This window comes from Alcanivorax sp. NBRC 101098 (genome assembly GCF_001010505.1).
In the GTDB taxonomy this organism is placed as follows: Bacteria; Pseudomonadota; Gammaproteobacteria; order Pseudomonadales; family Alcanivoracaceae; genus Alcanivorax; species Alcanivorax borkumensis.
Genome location: NZ_AP014613.1, coordinates 1,508,552 through 1,522,223, shown reverse-complemented (window position 1 = coordinate 1,522,223; position 13,672 = coordinate 1,508,552). Strand labels below are relative to the sequence as shown.

The window sequence follows — 13,672 nt, the reverse complement described above, 5'->3', positions numbered from 1 at the left end:
CTTCACCTTAACCGGCTAGTAAGTTATTCATTTGCATGATCGGCAGCATGACCGAGAGGACGATCATGACCACCACTCCGGCCATGACCAACAACATGATTGGACCGAGCAGCCCTACCATGGTCCCGATCGTACTGCTGAGTTCTCGTTCCTGATAATCCGCAGCCCGGGTCAGCATGTTGTCCAGTTCGCCGCTGGCCTCGCCACTGGCAATCATCTGCACCAGCATGGGAGGAAAATAACCACTGGCATCCAGGGCTCGGCTGAGGCTGCCGCCTTCGCGGACCTTAGCGGCCGCGTTTTTTACCGCATTGCGGACCGCCAGATTGCCCACCACCTGCGCGGCGATAAACAGGGCATCCACCAACGGCACACCGGAGCGACCGAGGATACCCAGCGTGCTGGCCAGCCGGGCACTGTCACCCGCCCGCAGCATAGTACCTACCAGAGGCATATTCACCAAACGCTGGTGCACCCGTAATCGAAAGCGCTGATCACGCATGGCCCGCATAAATACCACCACGGCCACAACGATCAATAACACAACCAACCAGCCCCAGCCCCGAGCAAAGTCGCTCATGGCCATGACAATACGGGTGAGTAACGGTAATGCTTGATCTCGTCCCTCAAACACTGCCACCAGCTTTGGGACCACGAAGGTCATCATCAGCATAATGACGATGGAGGCAAACACCATGATAAACGCAGGATAAATCATCGCCTGGGCTACGGAACGCCCAGTGTCGTGGCGGGTTTCCAGGTAATCCGCCAGTTGCTCCAGCACTTGTTCCAAATGCCCGCTCTGCTCACCGGCCGCTACCGTGGCGCGGTACATTTCCGGGAAAGCACGGGGAAATGATTCGAAACTGTGCGCTAGGCTATAACCTTCACGCACTTTGGCGCGCACCGCCAGCATAATCCGTTCGATACGGTCGTTGGCGGCCTGCTTGGAGACCGCAGATAAGGCCTGTTCTACCGGCAGGCCGGATTTCAGCAGGGTGGCCAGTTGACGCGTTATCAGCGCCTGCTCAGCACCATTGATTTTGCCGGACCCGGCAAACCGGCCCATGCCCTGGCTGCTGGAGTCGTTGGCTTCATTGACCTCCAGCGGCACCCAGCCCTTGTCGCGCAATTGCTGGCGCACCTGGCGGGCACTGTCTGCTTCCAGCGTGCCTTTGTTGATCTTGCCCCTGTGATCCAGAGAGCGGTATTCAAATGCTGGCATGGAGAATACTGTCCCGTTAGTCCTCGCGGGTTACCCGCAGGACCTCTTCTACACTGGTGTGTCCGCCGAGCACTTTTCGCCAACCATCTTCGCGGATACCGCTAGTTAGTGTCCGAGCATGGCGGTTAAGTTCTAGCTCGCCGGCGCGATCGTGGATCAACTGGCGTAGCGTGTCATCCACCAGTACCAGTTCATAGATCCCGGTACGGCCCCGGTAACCCTGATGGTTACAGGATTCACAACCATTGGGGTGATACAGCGTACGGCTCTCCGTAGCCGCCAACCCCATCATTTCCAGCTCACTAGCGCTAGCCTGGTACGGGGTTTTACAGTCATCGCATAGCACACGCACCAGCCGCTGAGCCAAGGAACCCAGCAGGGAGCTAGAGAGCAAGAAAGGTTCAATGCCCATGTCCTGCAAGCGGGTCACCGCCCCCACTGCTGTATTGGTATGCAAAGTAGACAGTACAAGGTGGCCGGTCAGGGAGGCTTGCACTGCAATTTCAGCGGTTTCCAGATCCCGGATCTCCCCCACCATCACCACATCTGGATCTTGGCGAAGGATGGCACGCAGTCCGCGGGCAAATGTCATGTCGACTTTAGTGTTGACTTGAGTCTGGCCGATCCCTTCTAGCTGGTATTCGATGGGATCTTCTACCGTAAGAATATTGCGGGTACTGTCATTCAATTCGGTTAGGGAAGCATAAAGCGTTGTGGTTTTACCGGACCCTGTCGGGCCGGTCACCAGAATAATGCCATGGGGTTTATGGATTAGCTCGCGCATATGAGCGTCACAGGTTTCGCCCATGCCCAAATGCGATACCTGTAAACGCCCCGCTTGCTTGTCCAACAAGCGTAGCACCACCCGCTCACCATTACTGGAGGGCATAGTCGATACCCGCACATCCACATCGCGCCCACCAATGCGCAAGGAGATTCGACCATCCTGAGGTATCCGCTTTTCAGCGATATCCATTCGCGCCATTACCTTGATTCGCGAGACTAACAACGGCGCCAGTTCCCTTTTCGGGGTAAGCACTTCACGAAGGACACCATCGACTCGCATACGAACTACTAGCCGTCGTTCGAAGGTTTCGATGTGGATATCGGAGGCATCTTCACGGATGGCTTCCTGTAACAAGGCATTGATCAGCCGAATGATCGGAGCATCGTCTTCCTGCTCAAGCAAATCCGACGTTTCCGGCAGTGAGTCTGCTAGGCTTGCCAGATCAAGTCCTTCCAGATCATCGGCGGCTTCTGCTGCCGCGCCGCGCTGCTGTTCATAGGTGATTGCCATGGCGGCGCTAAAAGCCGTGTCGTCCATGGGTACTAGGCGCGGCAGGCGGCCGATATGACGTTGCACCTCACCTAGCGCGGCCAGTGAAACATCCTGCCGGTGACACAACTCTTTCTGCCCATCGCGCTCACGCAACAGAACACCGAAACGCCGCGCGAAACCATAGGGCAACAACGATGAAGAAAGCTCTATGTTCTCAGGCGACTCCATGTGCTCAGCCATAATTTAATAGTTTTCCATTAGGTTTTCGATCACATCACGGGTGACCGAATTCAACGTCTGAAACTGAAAACCTACCTGAAACTCACCAGGGGCATCTAACGTTTCCGCCCAAACAACCCGGGCATCAAAGCTGACGGTGTTTACCCCTGAAATCTGGTCGGGCAGCACCATGCCAAGTTGCAAATCCTCACCATGGGCTAATGCTCGGCGGGAAAAAAGCTTGAAGCCGTTCACACTCAAGTTTACTAAGCGCCCCACATTACCACCGGTGCTACGGTCAAACACTACCATTTCGCGGAACAACCTCTTGCGAGGGTTACGGCGATGGTTACGAGCGCAGTCTCCGCCATTATTTTCATCATCTGAGAGGCCAAGTACCACGACCACCCCTGTGAAGATGCCTGCATCATTAGTAATCGCATTGGCTCTCACTGATAAGGCTAGCAAGCCATCATCATCGGGAGTATACAGGTTATGCTCATTTTCCCAGCTTTCCCCTTGTCTGCAAGCTTCCTGTAATGGAGAGCTATCCCAGCTCCAACACGACTTGCCAGCATCATCATTGAATATCAGGTCGGCGATATCATTGCCTACTAAGTCATCACGACTCTGTCGCAATAGGGCACAAGCTGCTTCATTACAAAAAGTGATTTTACCCTCGGCATTGGTGCCGATCAGAGCTTCGCCAAGTGCATGCAGCAGTCGCTCGTTTTCGTCTTTTAGCCGTTTCATTTGCACCACGGCCTGTTGTAACTTGCGCCGTTGGCGATCCAGTTCCAGGAAAACGCTAACCTTGGCTTCCAGAATTTTTTGGTCGATGGGTTTGAGTAGGTAATCCACCGCCCCACACTCGTAGCCCTTGAAAACGTATTTCTGTTCTTTTGATATAGCGGTAACAAAAATGATCGGAATGTGGCGGGTTTTCTTATTTTTACGCATAAGTTCGGCCACTTCGAACCCATCCATTTCCGGCATCTGCACATCCAACAGCACCAGAGCTAAATCGTGCTTGAGGGCGAGGGACAAGGCCTCGTTACCGGACTGTGCCATGATCAGATTACGGTCGTCAGAATCCAGGATCGCCTCCAGGGCGATCAAGTTTTCGCGGTGATCATCCACAACCAAAATGTTTTGTTTCATACGCGTCCTACCCCATAGCCTGTTTAGCCAAAAAGGGCCCGATTGCCTCAAGATCGAGTACCCTGGAAATCGCACCTGTTGTTATTGCCGCTTCAGGCATTGTGGGTGCTTCCGAGCTCACCGGTGACTGGGCGATGGTGAATCCGCCTCTACTGTGTATATACTTCATGCCTGCTGCGCCGTCTTCATTGGCCCCTGTGAGAATCACGCCTATCAGATGACGGCCATAAACAACGCCAGCAGAAAAAAACAATTCGTCTATTGCCGGCCGGGAAAAGAGTACAGGCCTTCCATTAGAGAAAGCCAGTGTCTGATCGTCTTCCACCAACATATGGTAACCCGGCGGGGCCACATAAACATGCCCCCCTATAATCGGCTCTTTATCTTCCGGTGTAACCACCGGTAAAGCACAGTAACGAGCCAGTAACCACGGCATACGGTTATCCGCGCTAGCCTGCTGGTGCTGTACCATCAGGATTGGCAAAGGAAAATCCGCGGGCAACACAGACAGAATGTGAATATAGGCATTAAGCCCGCCCCAAGACGCGCCCATAACAATTGCCTTTACTCCCCCTATGCAAGTATTCACGACTATTGGTCGCTGCCCTCCCCGCCCCGTGTCTTGCCAGCTTCATAGGCCGCACGGTGCGCTTGGGCTTCTTTCAATTTTGCTTGCAGCTGGCGTCTCTGTTTATCCAAACCAAGAAAAAAATCTACTTTGCTTTTGAGGATCAGTGGGTCCAATGGTTTGAATAAGTAGTCTACAGCGCCAGCCTGGTAGCCCCTGAAAACGTATTTTTTTTCTTTACTGATCGCCGTCACAAAGATAATCGGGATAGTCTGGGTGTCTTTGCGTTGACGCATCAATTCAGCCACTTCAAAGCCATCCATGCCTGGCATCTGCACATCCAGCAGCACTAAAGAAATATCTTCCTTAAGCAGAATCTTCAACGCCTCCTGCCCCGAGTGCGCTTTCATAAGGATGCGGCCTTCACTTTCCAGAATCGCCTCTAGCGATACTAAGTTAGCTGGCTGATCATCCACTAATAGCAACTTCTGCTCAATCATCAGTTGTCTCTAATCATGCGTGGTGTTGAAACTGCCGTTTGCGAAAAACTCGCAACGACTTGTTGATAACATCGAACGACTCTTCCTGCCCACTGAAACGTAAACTTTCCTTGGTTCCCAAGCACAAGTAACCGCCCATATCTAGACTGTCACTAAACAGCTTGATCACACGCTCCTGTAATGCTCGATTGAAGTAGATGAGTACATTCCGGCACAGGATGACATGCATTTCACCAAAAACCTGGTCTGTTGCCAGATCATGATCGGCAAAGACGATATTGCGTTTCAGTCGCTGCTCCATAATCACGCTGTCATAGCGGGCGGTAAAATAGTCAGATAAAGAATGCTTACCACCGGCCCGCCGATAGTTGTCACCATACTGTTTGACCGCTTCGATGGAGTAAATGCCCTTCTTGGCCGAGGCTAGCACTTTCTTGTCGATATCGGTTGCGTAGATCATGGCCCGGTCGTAAAGCCCTTCTTCCTCTAGCAAAATGGCCATGGAGTAAATCTCTTCCCCGGTGGAGCAGCCTGCGTGCCAGATCTTAATAAACGGGAACGTCTTCAGCACCGGGATAACCTCTTCACGGAAGCTTTGGTAGAAATCCGGATCCCGATACATCTCGGTTACGTTCACCGTCAGCTCATTAAATAAGGTGGTAAAGAAGGACCGGTCGCGCAGCACCTTATCGGTCATCTCCATGATTGAGTCAAAGCCAGACATGGTTAGATGATGCATGATCCTGCGACGTATGGAGGCGCGGCTATAGAAACGAAAATCGTAGCCGTACATCTGATATATCGCCTCAAGCAGCAGGCGAATTTCGATGTCTTCGATGCTAACGTCAGCATCCTCAATCGGACATGTTTGTGCCATAACGTTATCCGCCACGGTGCTTGTTCTTATAAAGTGACTGCAGGCGTATTTTCCAGTCACTACGTATGTAACCAAACTCGCAGCAAAGACGTCAGCTTCGCCATATCTATGGGCTTGGAACAATAATCGTTCGCTCCAGCTTCAATACACTTGGCACGATCATTCTTCATCGCCTTTGCTGTAAGTGCAAGGATTGGCAACTTGCTGAATTGGCTCTGTTCACGAATCCTTGCCATGGCCTCGTAACCATCCATCTCTGGCATCATGATATCCATCAGTACAATATCAATGGATGGATTATCATCTAGGACTTGCAGCGCCTCTCGGCCGTTGTTGGCAATATGGATGGAGAACCCCAATTCTTCCAACTGTGCAGACAGGGCATAGATATTACGCATGTCGTCATCCACGAGCAGTAACTGCTTGCCCTCGAAAATATCACCACGGTGTTCAATGGATTTCACTTTAGGGCGACGATTCGCCGGCAAGGTGGACTCCAGCCAGTGCAGGAAGAGCGACGCTTCATTCAACAATCGCTCATGGGAGCGCTCGGTCTTGAGAATGATGCGATCGGCATATTTACGGAGTTTAGCCTCTTCTTCCCGGCTCATATCCTTGCCCGTGTAGACCACTACTGGAACACGGCCGTAATCGTCATTGGCATGTAAAGTCTCCAGCAACTCAAAACCACTCATGTCCGGCAACGTTAGGTCCAGAATCATGCAATCGAATACGGTGCTCTTCAGAGCATCCAGCGCTTGCTGACCATTGGTGGCTGCGGTGATTTCTACCCCTTTCTGGTTGAATAGCTCACGAATACTTTCATGCTGGATTTGACTATCTTCAACCACCAGAAGGCGGCGAACATTGGTCTCAATGGCTCCTTCAATTTTGGCAAATGCGCAAAGAATATCGTCCTCATTCGCCGGTTTGGACATGAAATCCAGGGCGCCCATTTCCAGCGCCTTATTGCGTTCATCGCGACCCGACAAAAAATGCACAGGGATATCCTTGGTGCGCGGATCGGCCTTAAGCTTTTCCATCACTTCCCAGCCATCAATGCCAGGCAGGCCAATATCGAGGATAATAGCGCTGGGCCGGTAATGGCTTGCGTATTCCAGGCCATCTTCGCCGTCATGACAGACATGCCCCTCAAGCCCATAATCCGAAGCCAACTCGACCAGCACTCGAGCAAACTCGTCATCATCTTCAACAATGAGCACCGTTTTTTCACGCACGACGAAATCGTCTGAATCCGGATTCAGTGGCATCATCGGAGCGGTATGCGCTTGTCCATTATTATTGATGTCCTCGCCTGCGCCGTCGCCAATATTAGTTTCAACCTCGTCAGCTCTGCCCACGGGTAAATACAGGGCAAACGTCGATCCTTGTCCTTCGCCGTCGCTGTAAAGGCCGATTTCCCCTCCCAGGAGACGAGCTAACTCACGAGAGATGGTCAATCCTAGGCCAGTGCCGCCGTATTTACGGCTCGTAGTGCCGTCAGCTTGCTGGAATGCTTCGAAAATCAGTTTCTGTTTTTCACGTGCAATCCCTGTCCCCGTGTCAGTCACCGCAAATTTTAGTGTCTGTCCTGGCACCAGGTGTCGTGAGGGCAAGGTTTCCGAGACATCTGGCTGAGTTAGGCTCAGCATCACCGAGCCATGCTCAGTAAACTTGAGAGCATTAGAGAGTAGGTTCTTGATGATTTGTTCAAGGCGCTGGCGGTCCGTATAGAAGTGGTCAGGCAGGGTGTCGCCGAGCTCAACCTTGAAATCCAAATTGCGGCTCTCCGCCACGTGAGCAAAGTTGCGACGGAAATGTTCAACAATTTCTGTTGGGGATAAATCATCAATGATGACATCCATTTTCCCTTCCTCGATTTTGGAAATATCGAGGATGTCGTTGATCAGGCTAAGCAGATCAGTACCGGCAGAGTGGATGACCTGGGCGTGTTCGACCTGTTTTTCTTCTAAGTTTCCTTTCTTATTCTGCGCTAGAGCATTGGACAGAATAAGAATTGAATTGAGCGGTGTACGCAACTCATGGCTCATGGTTGATAGGAATTCAGACTTGTAACGTGAGGACATTTCCAGCTCGCGAATCTTATCCTCCAGCTCATGGCGCAGCAGTTCAAGCTCATCGTTCTTCTGAGCCATTTCCGACTTCTGTTCGGTGAGCATACGAGCCTGGGCTTCAAGCTCTTCATTCGTAACGCGTAACTCTTCCTGTTGGTTCTGCAAACTTTCTTCCGACGCGCGAAGTGCTTGGGTTTGAGATTCTAGCTCTTCGTTAATGGCCTTCAACTCTTCCTGTTGTTGCTGTAGTCGAGATTCGGATGCAGATAACTCCATGGCCTGCTCTTCCAAGTCTGCATTTACCTGGGCCATTTCTGTTTTTTGTTGTTCCAGCGCTTCCGCCTGTGACTGGGTTTGTTCCAGCATGTTTGCCAGCCGAAAACGGCTCTGTGCGCTATGCAGTGATACAGAAATCATGGAGGCACATTGCTCCATAAAAGCCAGGTCTCCATCATTGAAGTCACGGAATGCACCGATCTCAAGCACCCCTTTTACCTCATCCTCATGGATAACGGGCATAACTACCACGTTACGTGGCTGCCCAGCGCCAGTACCCGAGGCGATACTAATGTAGCTATCAGGCACCTTCTCGAGCAGGATACTCTTGCGTTCCAGTGCGCATTGTCCGACCAGTGATTCGCCCAGCCGGAATTTATTGGCGAGATGCTTGCGCCGCTCCATTGCATAGGAGCTACTCAGGCTGAGAGTCTCAGTATCCGCATCGTAGCTATAAAACGCGCCGACCTGCGCATCCAGAACAGGCACCAAAAAACTCAATATATTATTACCAAGCTGCTCGAATCCCATCTCACCACGCATGCGATTATTTAATTCGGCCAGATGGTTTTTCACTGTTTCCTGTTGTCGATCCTCGGTATGACGCGCAATCAAGGCATCACGCATTTTTCGGATAGCCTGCAGCAGGTAACCCGTTTCATCTTGCCCCCCATTTTCAATATGGGTATCCCATTTACCATTGGCGATATTGTCAGCTGCATCCACTGCCCCTTTCAGTGGCAGCGTAATTGCTCGAGTGACCCACAGGGCAGTTAACGCCAATAACGTGAAAGCGACAAAACCTAGAAACAAGCCAATTTTCTGCGTTCCCAGATTATCCGAACGGCTTCTGTTCAGCGTCTCGCGAAACGCTTTATAGCGCTCTTGCTCAAAGGCTTTCTGGCTGCTTTCGTAGGCATCCTGAAGTGCGCGAACGTGAGATATCCGCTGGGACAGGTGGTCTGGAGTGTCATTAGTGGTAATCAGATTACGGGCCAGCGCAGCGGCTCCGTTGATGTAAGTGGTGAAATGACGACGCAGCTCTTCCACGTCATTGGAAAGAGTTGGATCTGCTTGGCGAATATCCACCAGCCGTTGTTCGAAGGCCGCCGCTCGGGATTGCGCTTGCTCCAGTAAATCCGGATCTGCCTCAGTGATTGATTCAATATAGGATTCACTGATGGTTATGAAATCTACATTGTTAGCGTTAATCAGCTCAAGAATAGGAAAGTCTTGGCTTTCTATCCGCTTCAAATGGTCGATATTGGTTTCAGCAATGTAAAAACTGTAGGCCGCGTAGACTATAAACAACACAACCCCTAGCCCGGCTACAGACAAAATCTTCAGCCGCACAGATAGGTTCTGGAACCAGTTCATTTAAATAGCCCTCATGCCTTTTCCAGCTTGTTATTATTCAGCCCCGATTGAAGCTAAGAATATAGTCTGAGACTAGCAGAAACGGACGGAAAGCGGCAATAAATCATCCGAGCACAATAGGTAGACTGCTTGAAACGGGCTTAAGCGATGAGATCACATGGAGTGTAGTCAGTTAGGCCAAACTGATTAGCGACGAGATTTAAGAAGGATCTACTTTCAGGATGCTGTCGGTGTTAGGGCAGAAATGGGAAAAGGAAAGTGGTGCGGGTAGCCGGACTTGAACCGGCATGACCTAACGGTCGACAGATTTTAAGTCTGTTGTGTCTACCAATTTCACCATACCCGCAGGAAGAGCATCGTACCCAGAAAACGCTGAATAAAAACAGAGGCGGGAATAAACAGCTGTTTTTATTTGTCTTCTATTGTGCCGGCGACACTAACCATTTTCCAGGCTAGGTAGTTTGTCACCACATCACCCCAAAAGGGTGGTAATTGGAGGCGCGGGTCGGAATCGAACCGGCGTACACGGAGTTGCAGTCCGCTGCATAACCACTCTGCCACCGCGCCTTAACTGCTTTAACAAGAAAAAACCTCGGTGTAACCGAGGTTTTCTGAAACTTGGAGCGGGAAACGAGATTCGAACTCGCGACCCCAACCTTGGCAAGGTTGTGCTCTACCAACTGAGCTATTCCCGCTTTTTCTACACCGGAGTCGCGCTCCGTTGCGGGGGTGAATTCTACTCACCCCCCTTCAGGTGTCAACCCGGCATCAGGTGTTTTTTCTGACTTTTCAGGACTTTGACTGACTTTTGAGCAATTGTGGGGCTGCAGCACGCAGATATGACACCATGGACCACAGGGTGAAGGCCGTTGCTAGGTACAGCAGCCCATAGCTCAACCAAAGCCACGGGTTCATAATGATGTCACCGTCTAAAGTAAATTTCGGCTTTTGCGCCAGCAGCAACGTAATCGCCGTCATTTGGGTTACCGTTTTAATTTTGCCCAGCTGACTCACCGCCACCTTTGCGCGCTGACCAAGCTCTGCCATCCACTCGCGCAATGCCGAGACAGTGATTTCTCGAGACACAATCACCATGGCAGGAACGGCCAACCAGGCAGTAGCATGAACTTGCACCAACATCACCAAGGCCACAGCAACAATTAACTTGTCAGCTACTGGATCCAGAAAAGCCCCAAAAGGACTGGTTTGGTTCAGCTTGCGCGCTAGATAGCCATCTAGCCAGTCAGTAATGCCCGCAGCCAGAAACAATAACGCCGCGCAAACATCACTCCAGTGGAACGGCAGATAGAACACCAGCACCAATACGGGAATCGCCAATACCCGAATCAGAGTGAGGATATTCGGCAAATTCAGGATGGGGTGCACTTTCTGCATAGGGAGGGACTACCGACTAGAAGAAATAGGCTATCAGTATAGCGCAAAGGCAGCCGTGACTCATTTCCGATTTTTAGATCAATAAACGCCCCCTCCTAGCGGTGGAACCAATCATAAAGCGTTTGCGCCATTTGCGAATTGATGCCAGGCACCCGAGCAAACTCGCTGGCGGATGCATTTCGCATCTGCTTGAGCCCGCCAAAATGAGTAAGTAAAGCCTTTCGACGCTTAGGGCCAATACCGGGAATTTCATCGAGCGTCGATTGCTTGCGGGCTTTGCCGCGCCTTGCACGGTGTCCTGTCAGGGCAAACCGGTGAGCCTCATCGCGCACCTGCTGCAAAAGATGCAGCGCGGAGTCTGCCGGGCCAGGAATCATTTCTTTCCCGCAAGGCAAGTATAATGCTTCGAACCCCGGCCGCCGGCTAGGCCCCTTACCGATCCCCATCACTCGTATGCTGGCGTGCAGATCCAATTCTTGAACAACTTTCCAGCCACGCTGCATTTGACCCTTGCCGCCATCGATCAGCAGTAAGTCGGGCATGCGCCCTTGCTCTTTCAAAACACGCTGATAGCGCCGCCGAATTGCTTCTTCCAAGGCTTCATAATCATCCCCACCCGCTGCAGGATTTACATTAAAATACCGGTAATCCTGTTTGCGTGCCCCCTGCTGATCGAACACCACACAGGAGGCCACCGCTTTTTCACCTTGCGTATGGCTAATATCGAAACACTCGATGCGGCGAATCGGCTCACTGCTTTCAAGCAGCGTTTCCAGGGCCAGAAAGCGAGCCTCCATGTGTTCCCTTGCCGCCATTTCCGTGGCCATGGATTGCTGGGCATTGGTCTGCGCCATGCTAATCCAGGCGGCCCGGTCGCTGCGCACGCGCCAAGCCAACCGAACTTTCTTAGCCCACTGCTCCTCCAGCGCTTGCTGCAAAGCCTCAGCGCCGGGAATCTCCATACACAGCAATATTTCCTGCGGCTTGACCGGGTCTTCTCTGTCACCAAGGTAATACTGAGAGAGGAACGCCTCGAGGATTTCGCTGCGATCGTCCTCTCCTCGGGTATCAGGTCGGAAGGTGCGATGGCCAAGAATTCGGCCATCGCGGATCATCAGCACCTCGATTATGGCAAGGCCATGACGGGTTTCGATGGCCACCACATCCAGATCGCCTTGCCCGGTTTCTGCGTACTGCTTCTGCTGAACTGCCTGAATCGCCGCCAGCTGATCGCGTAGCAGGGCGGCTTTCTCAAATTCCAGCGCCGCAGCGGCGGCTTCCATATCAGTGCTGAGCTGGTCGGCCACCTCTCGACTCCGCCCATCCAGAAAGTCTGCCGCCATTGTTACCTGACGGGCATAATCCTCTTCGCTCACTAAGCCCACACATGGCGCTGTGCAGCGATTAATCTGATGCTGCAAGCACGGACGAGTGCGATTTCGAAAGTAGCTGTCACTGCAATTGCGAACCTGGAAAATCTTCTCGATTAACGATAGCGCTTCTCGCACCGCACTGCCGCTGGGGTAAGGGCCAAAATACTGGCTCCCCGCCCGGCGGGTTCCCCGGTGAAAGGTGACGCGGGGAAAACGATCAGAACGGGTGATGCGTATATAAGGATAGGATTTGTCGTCGCGAAGCAAAATGTTGTACGGCGGCTTAAGCTCCTTGATGAGTGACTGCTCAAGCAGCAGCGCTTCGACCTCACTGCCTGTCACTGTGGTCTGGATATCGCGAATCCGCCCTACTAGAGCGCGGGTTTTCACGCTCGCCACATTCTTCTGAAAGTAACTGTTTAGGCGTGCCTGCAGATTACGTGCTTTACCCACATACAAAACGCCACCCTCTGCGTCCAGCATGCGATAAACACCGGGTTTGCGGGCACAGTGGAGAAGGAAGTGTTTGGGGTCGAAATTAGACAAGGGGGCATCTCAACACAGTGTGGCGAGGTAATTGTATCAGCACTGCCCTAGCGATTTCCCCCTGTGTAAGGCGCAGCGGTCAGAATACCGAGTTTTCCACTGCATCCAACATGCCATGGCGCACCGCTAGAAGCGCCATTTCCACATCACTAGTCACGCCCAGCTTATCGAATATTCGGTACCGATAGGTATTGACGGTTTTGGGTGAGAGGCAGAGCTTATCTGCCACGTCCTGCACTTTATGACAACTGACGATCATCATCATGATTTGCAATTCACGTTCGGATAGCATGTCCAGCTGTGACCCTTCATCTCCAGAATAGGGCTTGAGCGCCATAACCTGGGCAATCTCCGGGCTAATATAGCGCTGTCCGGTAGCCACAATCTTGATGGCGCGGACCATTTCTTCCAAATCTGCGCCTTTGGTCATATAACCCGCGGCGCCCGCCTTCATCAAGCGCGAAGGAAACGGCTCATCTTCACACATGGTCACGGCAATAACTCGGATTCCCTCATCCACTCGCAGCAACTTACGTGTGGCTTCTAGCCCACCGATGCCAGGCATTTTCAGGTCCATGAGCACCACTTCTGGCGCCAACTCCCGAACCATCTGTATGGCCCGCTCGCCTGAATTCGCTTCCCCGACAACCTGCAAACCATCAACTTCGTCCAGCATTCGAGCAATGCCGGTGCGGACCAGATCATGGTCATCCACTACCAATACTTTGATCATTACTATGCCCCCGGGCAGTTCCCTTGCCCGCCAGTGTGCTATTTTTCTTTCGATTTTATAGGCATAAG

The 13,672-nt window shown here is 52.0% G+C and carries 10 protein-coding genes and 3 tRNA genes; all 13 read right to left on the bottom strand.

The window, feature by feature from the left end; translation table 11 throughout:
• Positions 1-7 precede the first annotated feature (7 nt).
• The 13 genes from gspF to uvrY all read right to left on the bottom strand — a co-directional run bounded on the left by gspF (position 8) and on the right by uvrY (position 13,604).
• Positions 8-1,225: a type II secretion system inner membrane protein GspF gene (gene gspF, locus AS19_RS06940; RefSeq protein WP_011588595.1), complete on the bottom strand. Its 1,218-nt coding sequence runs from the start codon at positions 1,223-1,225 to the stop codon at positions 8-10.
• Positions 1,226-1,241: 16 nt separating this feature from the next.
• Positions 1,242-2,744 (bottom strand): type II secretion system ATPase GspE, encoded by a 1,503-nt coding sequence (gene gspE, locus AS19_RS06935; RefSeq protein WP_011588594.1) that lies wholly within the window; start codon positions 2,742-2,744, stop codon positions 1,242-1,244.
• A gap of 3 nt (positions 2,745-2,747) precedes the next feature.
• Complete coding sequence (locus tag AS19_RS06930; RefSeq protein WP_011588593.1) at positions 2,748-3,884, bottom strand: response regulator; 1,137 nt, start codon at positions 3,882-3,884, stop codon at positions 2,748-2,750.
• 7 nt (positions 3,885-3,891) lie between these two features.
• Entirely contained in the window at positions 3,892-4,437 is a 546-nt protein-coding gene (locus tag AS19_RS06925; RefSeq protein ID WP_041704939.1) for a chemotaxis protein CheB, read from the bottom strand.
• 38 nt (positions 4,438-4,475) lie between these two features.
• Positions 4,476-4,952 carry a two-component system response regulator gene (locus AS19_RS06920; protein WP_011588591.1) on the bottom strand — a complete coding sequence of 159 codons (477 nt, stop codon included), beginning with the start codon at positions 4,950-4,952 and terminating at the stop codon, positions 4,476-4,478.
• Positions 4,953-4,965: 13 nt separating this feature from the next.
• The gene (locus AS19_RS06915) at positions 4,966-5,829 is read right to left on the bottom strand and encodes a protein-glutamate O-methyltransferase CheR (protein ID WP_011588590.1); all 864 of its coding nucleotides are present in this window, start codon (positions 5,827-5,829) and stop codon (positions 4,966-4,968) included.
• 59 nt (positions 5,830-5,888) lie between these two features.
• Complete coding sequence (locus tag AS19_RS06910; protein ID WP_011588589.1) at positions 5,889-9,557, bottom strand: response regulator; 3,669 nt, start codon at positions 9,555-9,557, stop codon at positions 5,889-5,891.
• Between the two features lie 259 nt (positions 9,558-9,816).
• Positions 9,817-9,903 (bottom strand) — tRNA-Leu (locus AS19_RS06905).
• A gap of 147 nt (positions 9,904-10,050) precedes the next feature.
• Positions 10,051-10,124: transfer RNA gene (locus AS19_RS06900), tRNA-Cys, on the bottom strand.
• Positions 10,125-10,176: 52 nt separating this feature from the next.
• Positions 10,177-10,252: transfer RNA gene (locus AS19_RS06895), tRNA-Gly, on the bottom strand.
• Positions 10,253-10,346: 94 nt separating this feature from the next.
• Positions 10,347-10,952, bottom strand: coding sequence for a CDP-diacylglycerol--glycerol-3-phosphate 3-phosphatidyltransferase (gene pgsA, locus AS19_RS06890; RefSeq protein ID WP_011588588.1), 606 nt, complete (start codon positions 10,950-10,952; stop codon positions 10,347-10,349).
• A 95-nt stretch (positions 10,953-11,047) separates the two neighbouring features.
• Positions 11,048-12,871, bottom strand: a complete 1,824-nt coding sequence (gene uvrC, locus AS19_RS06885) for an excinuclease ABC subunit UvrC (RefSeq protein WP_011588587.1) — start codon at positions 12,869-12,871, stop codon at positions 11,048-11,050.
• Between the two features lie 79 nt (positions 12,872-12,950).
• Entirely contained in the window at positions 12,951-13,604 is a 654-nt protein-coding gene (gene uvrY / locus AS19_RS06880) for a UvrY/SirA/GacA family response regulator transcription factor (protein ID WP_011588586.1), read from the bottom strand.
• Positions 13,605-13,672 lie beyond the last annotated feature (68 nt).

What these genes read in the sequence shown, in the direction of transcription:
- gspF (WP_011588595.1), bottom strand. Translation starts at nt 1,225, where the DNA reads ATGCCAGCATTTGAATACCGCTCTCTGGATCACAGGGGCAAGATCAAC.
- gspE (WP_011588594.1), bottom strand. Translation starts at nt 2,744, where the DNA reads ATGGCTGAGCACATGGAGTCGCCTGAGAACATAGAGCTTTCTTCATCG.
- AS19_RS06930 (WP_011588593.1), bottom strand. Translation starts at nt 3,884, where the DNA reads ATGAAACAAAACATTTTGGTTGTGGATGATCACCGCGAAAACTTGATC.
- AS19_RS06925 (WP_041704939.1), bottom strand. Translation starts at nt 4,437, where the DNA reads ATGGGCGCGTCTTGGGGCGGGCTTAATGCCTATATTCACATTCTGTCT.
- AS19_RS06920 (WP_011588591.1), bottom strand. Translation starts at nt 4,952, where the DNA reads ATGATTGAGCAGAAGTTGCTATTAGTGGATGATCAGCCAGCTAACTTA.
- AS19_RS06915 (WP_011588590.1), bottom strand. Translation starts at nt 5,829, where the DNA reads ATGGCACAAACATGTCCGATTGAGGATGCTGACGTTAGCATCGAAGAC.
- AS19_RS06910 (WP_011588589.1), bottom strand. Translation starts at nt 9,557, where the DNA reads ATGAACTGGTTCCAGAACCTATCTGTGCGGCTGAAGATTTTGTCTGTA.
- pgsA (WP_011588588.1), bottom strand. Translation starts at nt 10,952, where the DNA reads ATGCAGAAAGTGCACCCCATCCTGAATTTGCCGAATATCCTCACTCTG.
- uvrY (WP_011588586.1), bottom strand. Translation starts at nt 13,604, where the DNA reads ATGATCAAAGTATTGGTAGTGGATGACCATGATCTGGTCCGCACCGGC.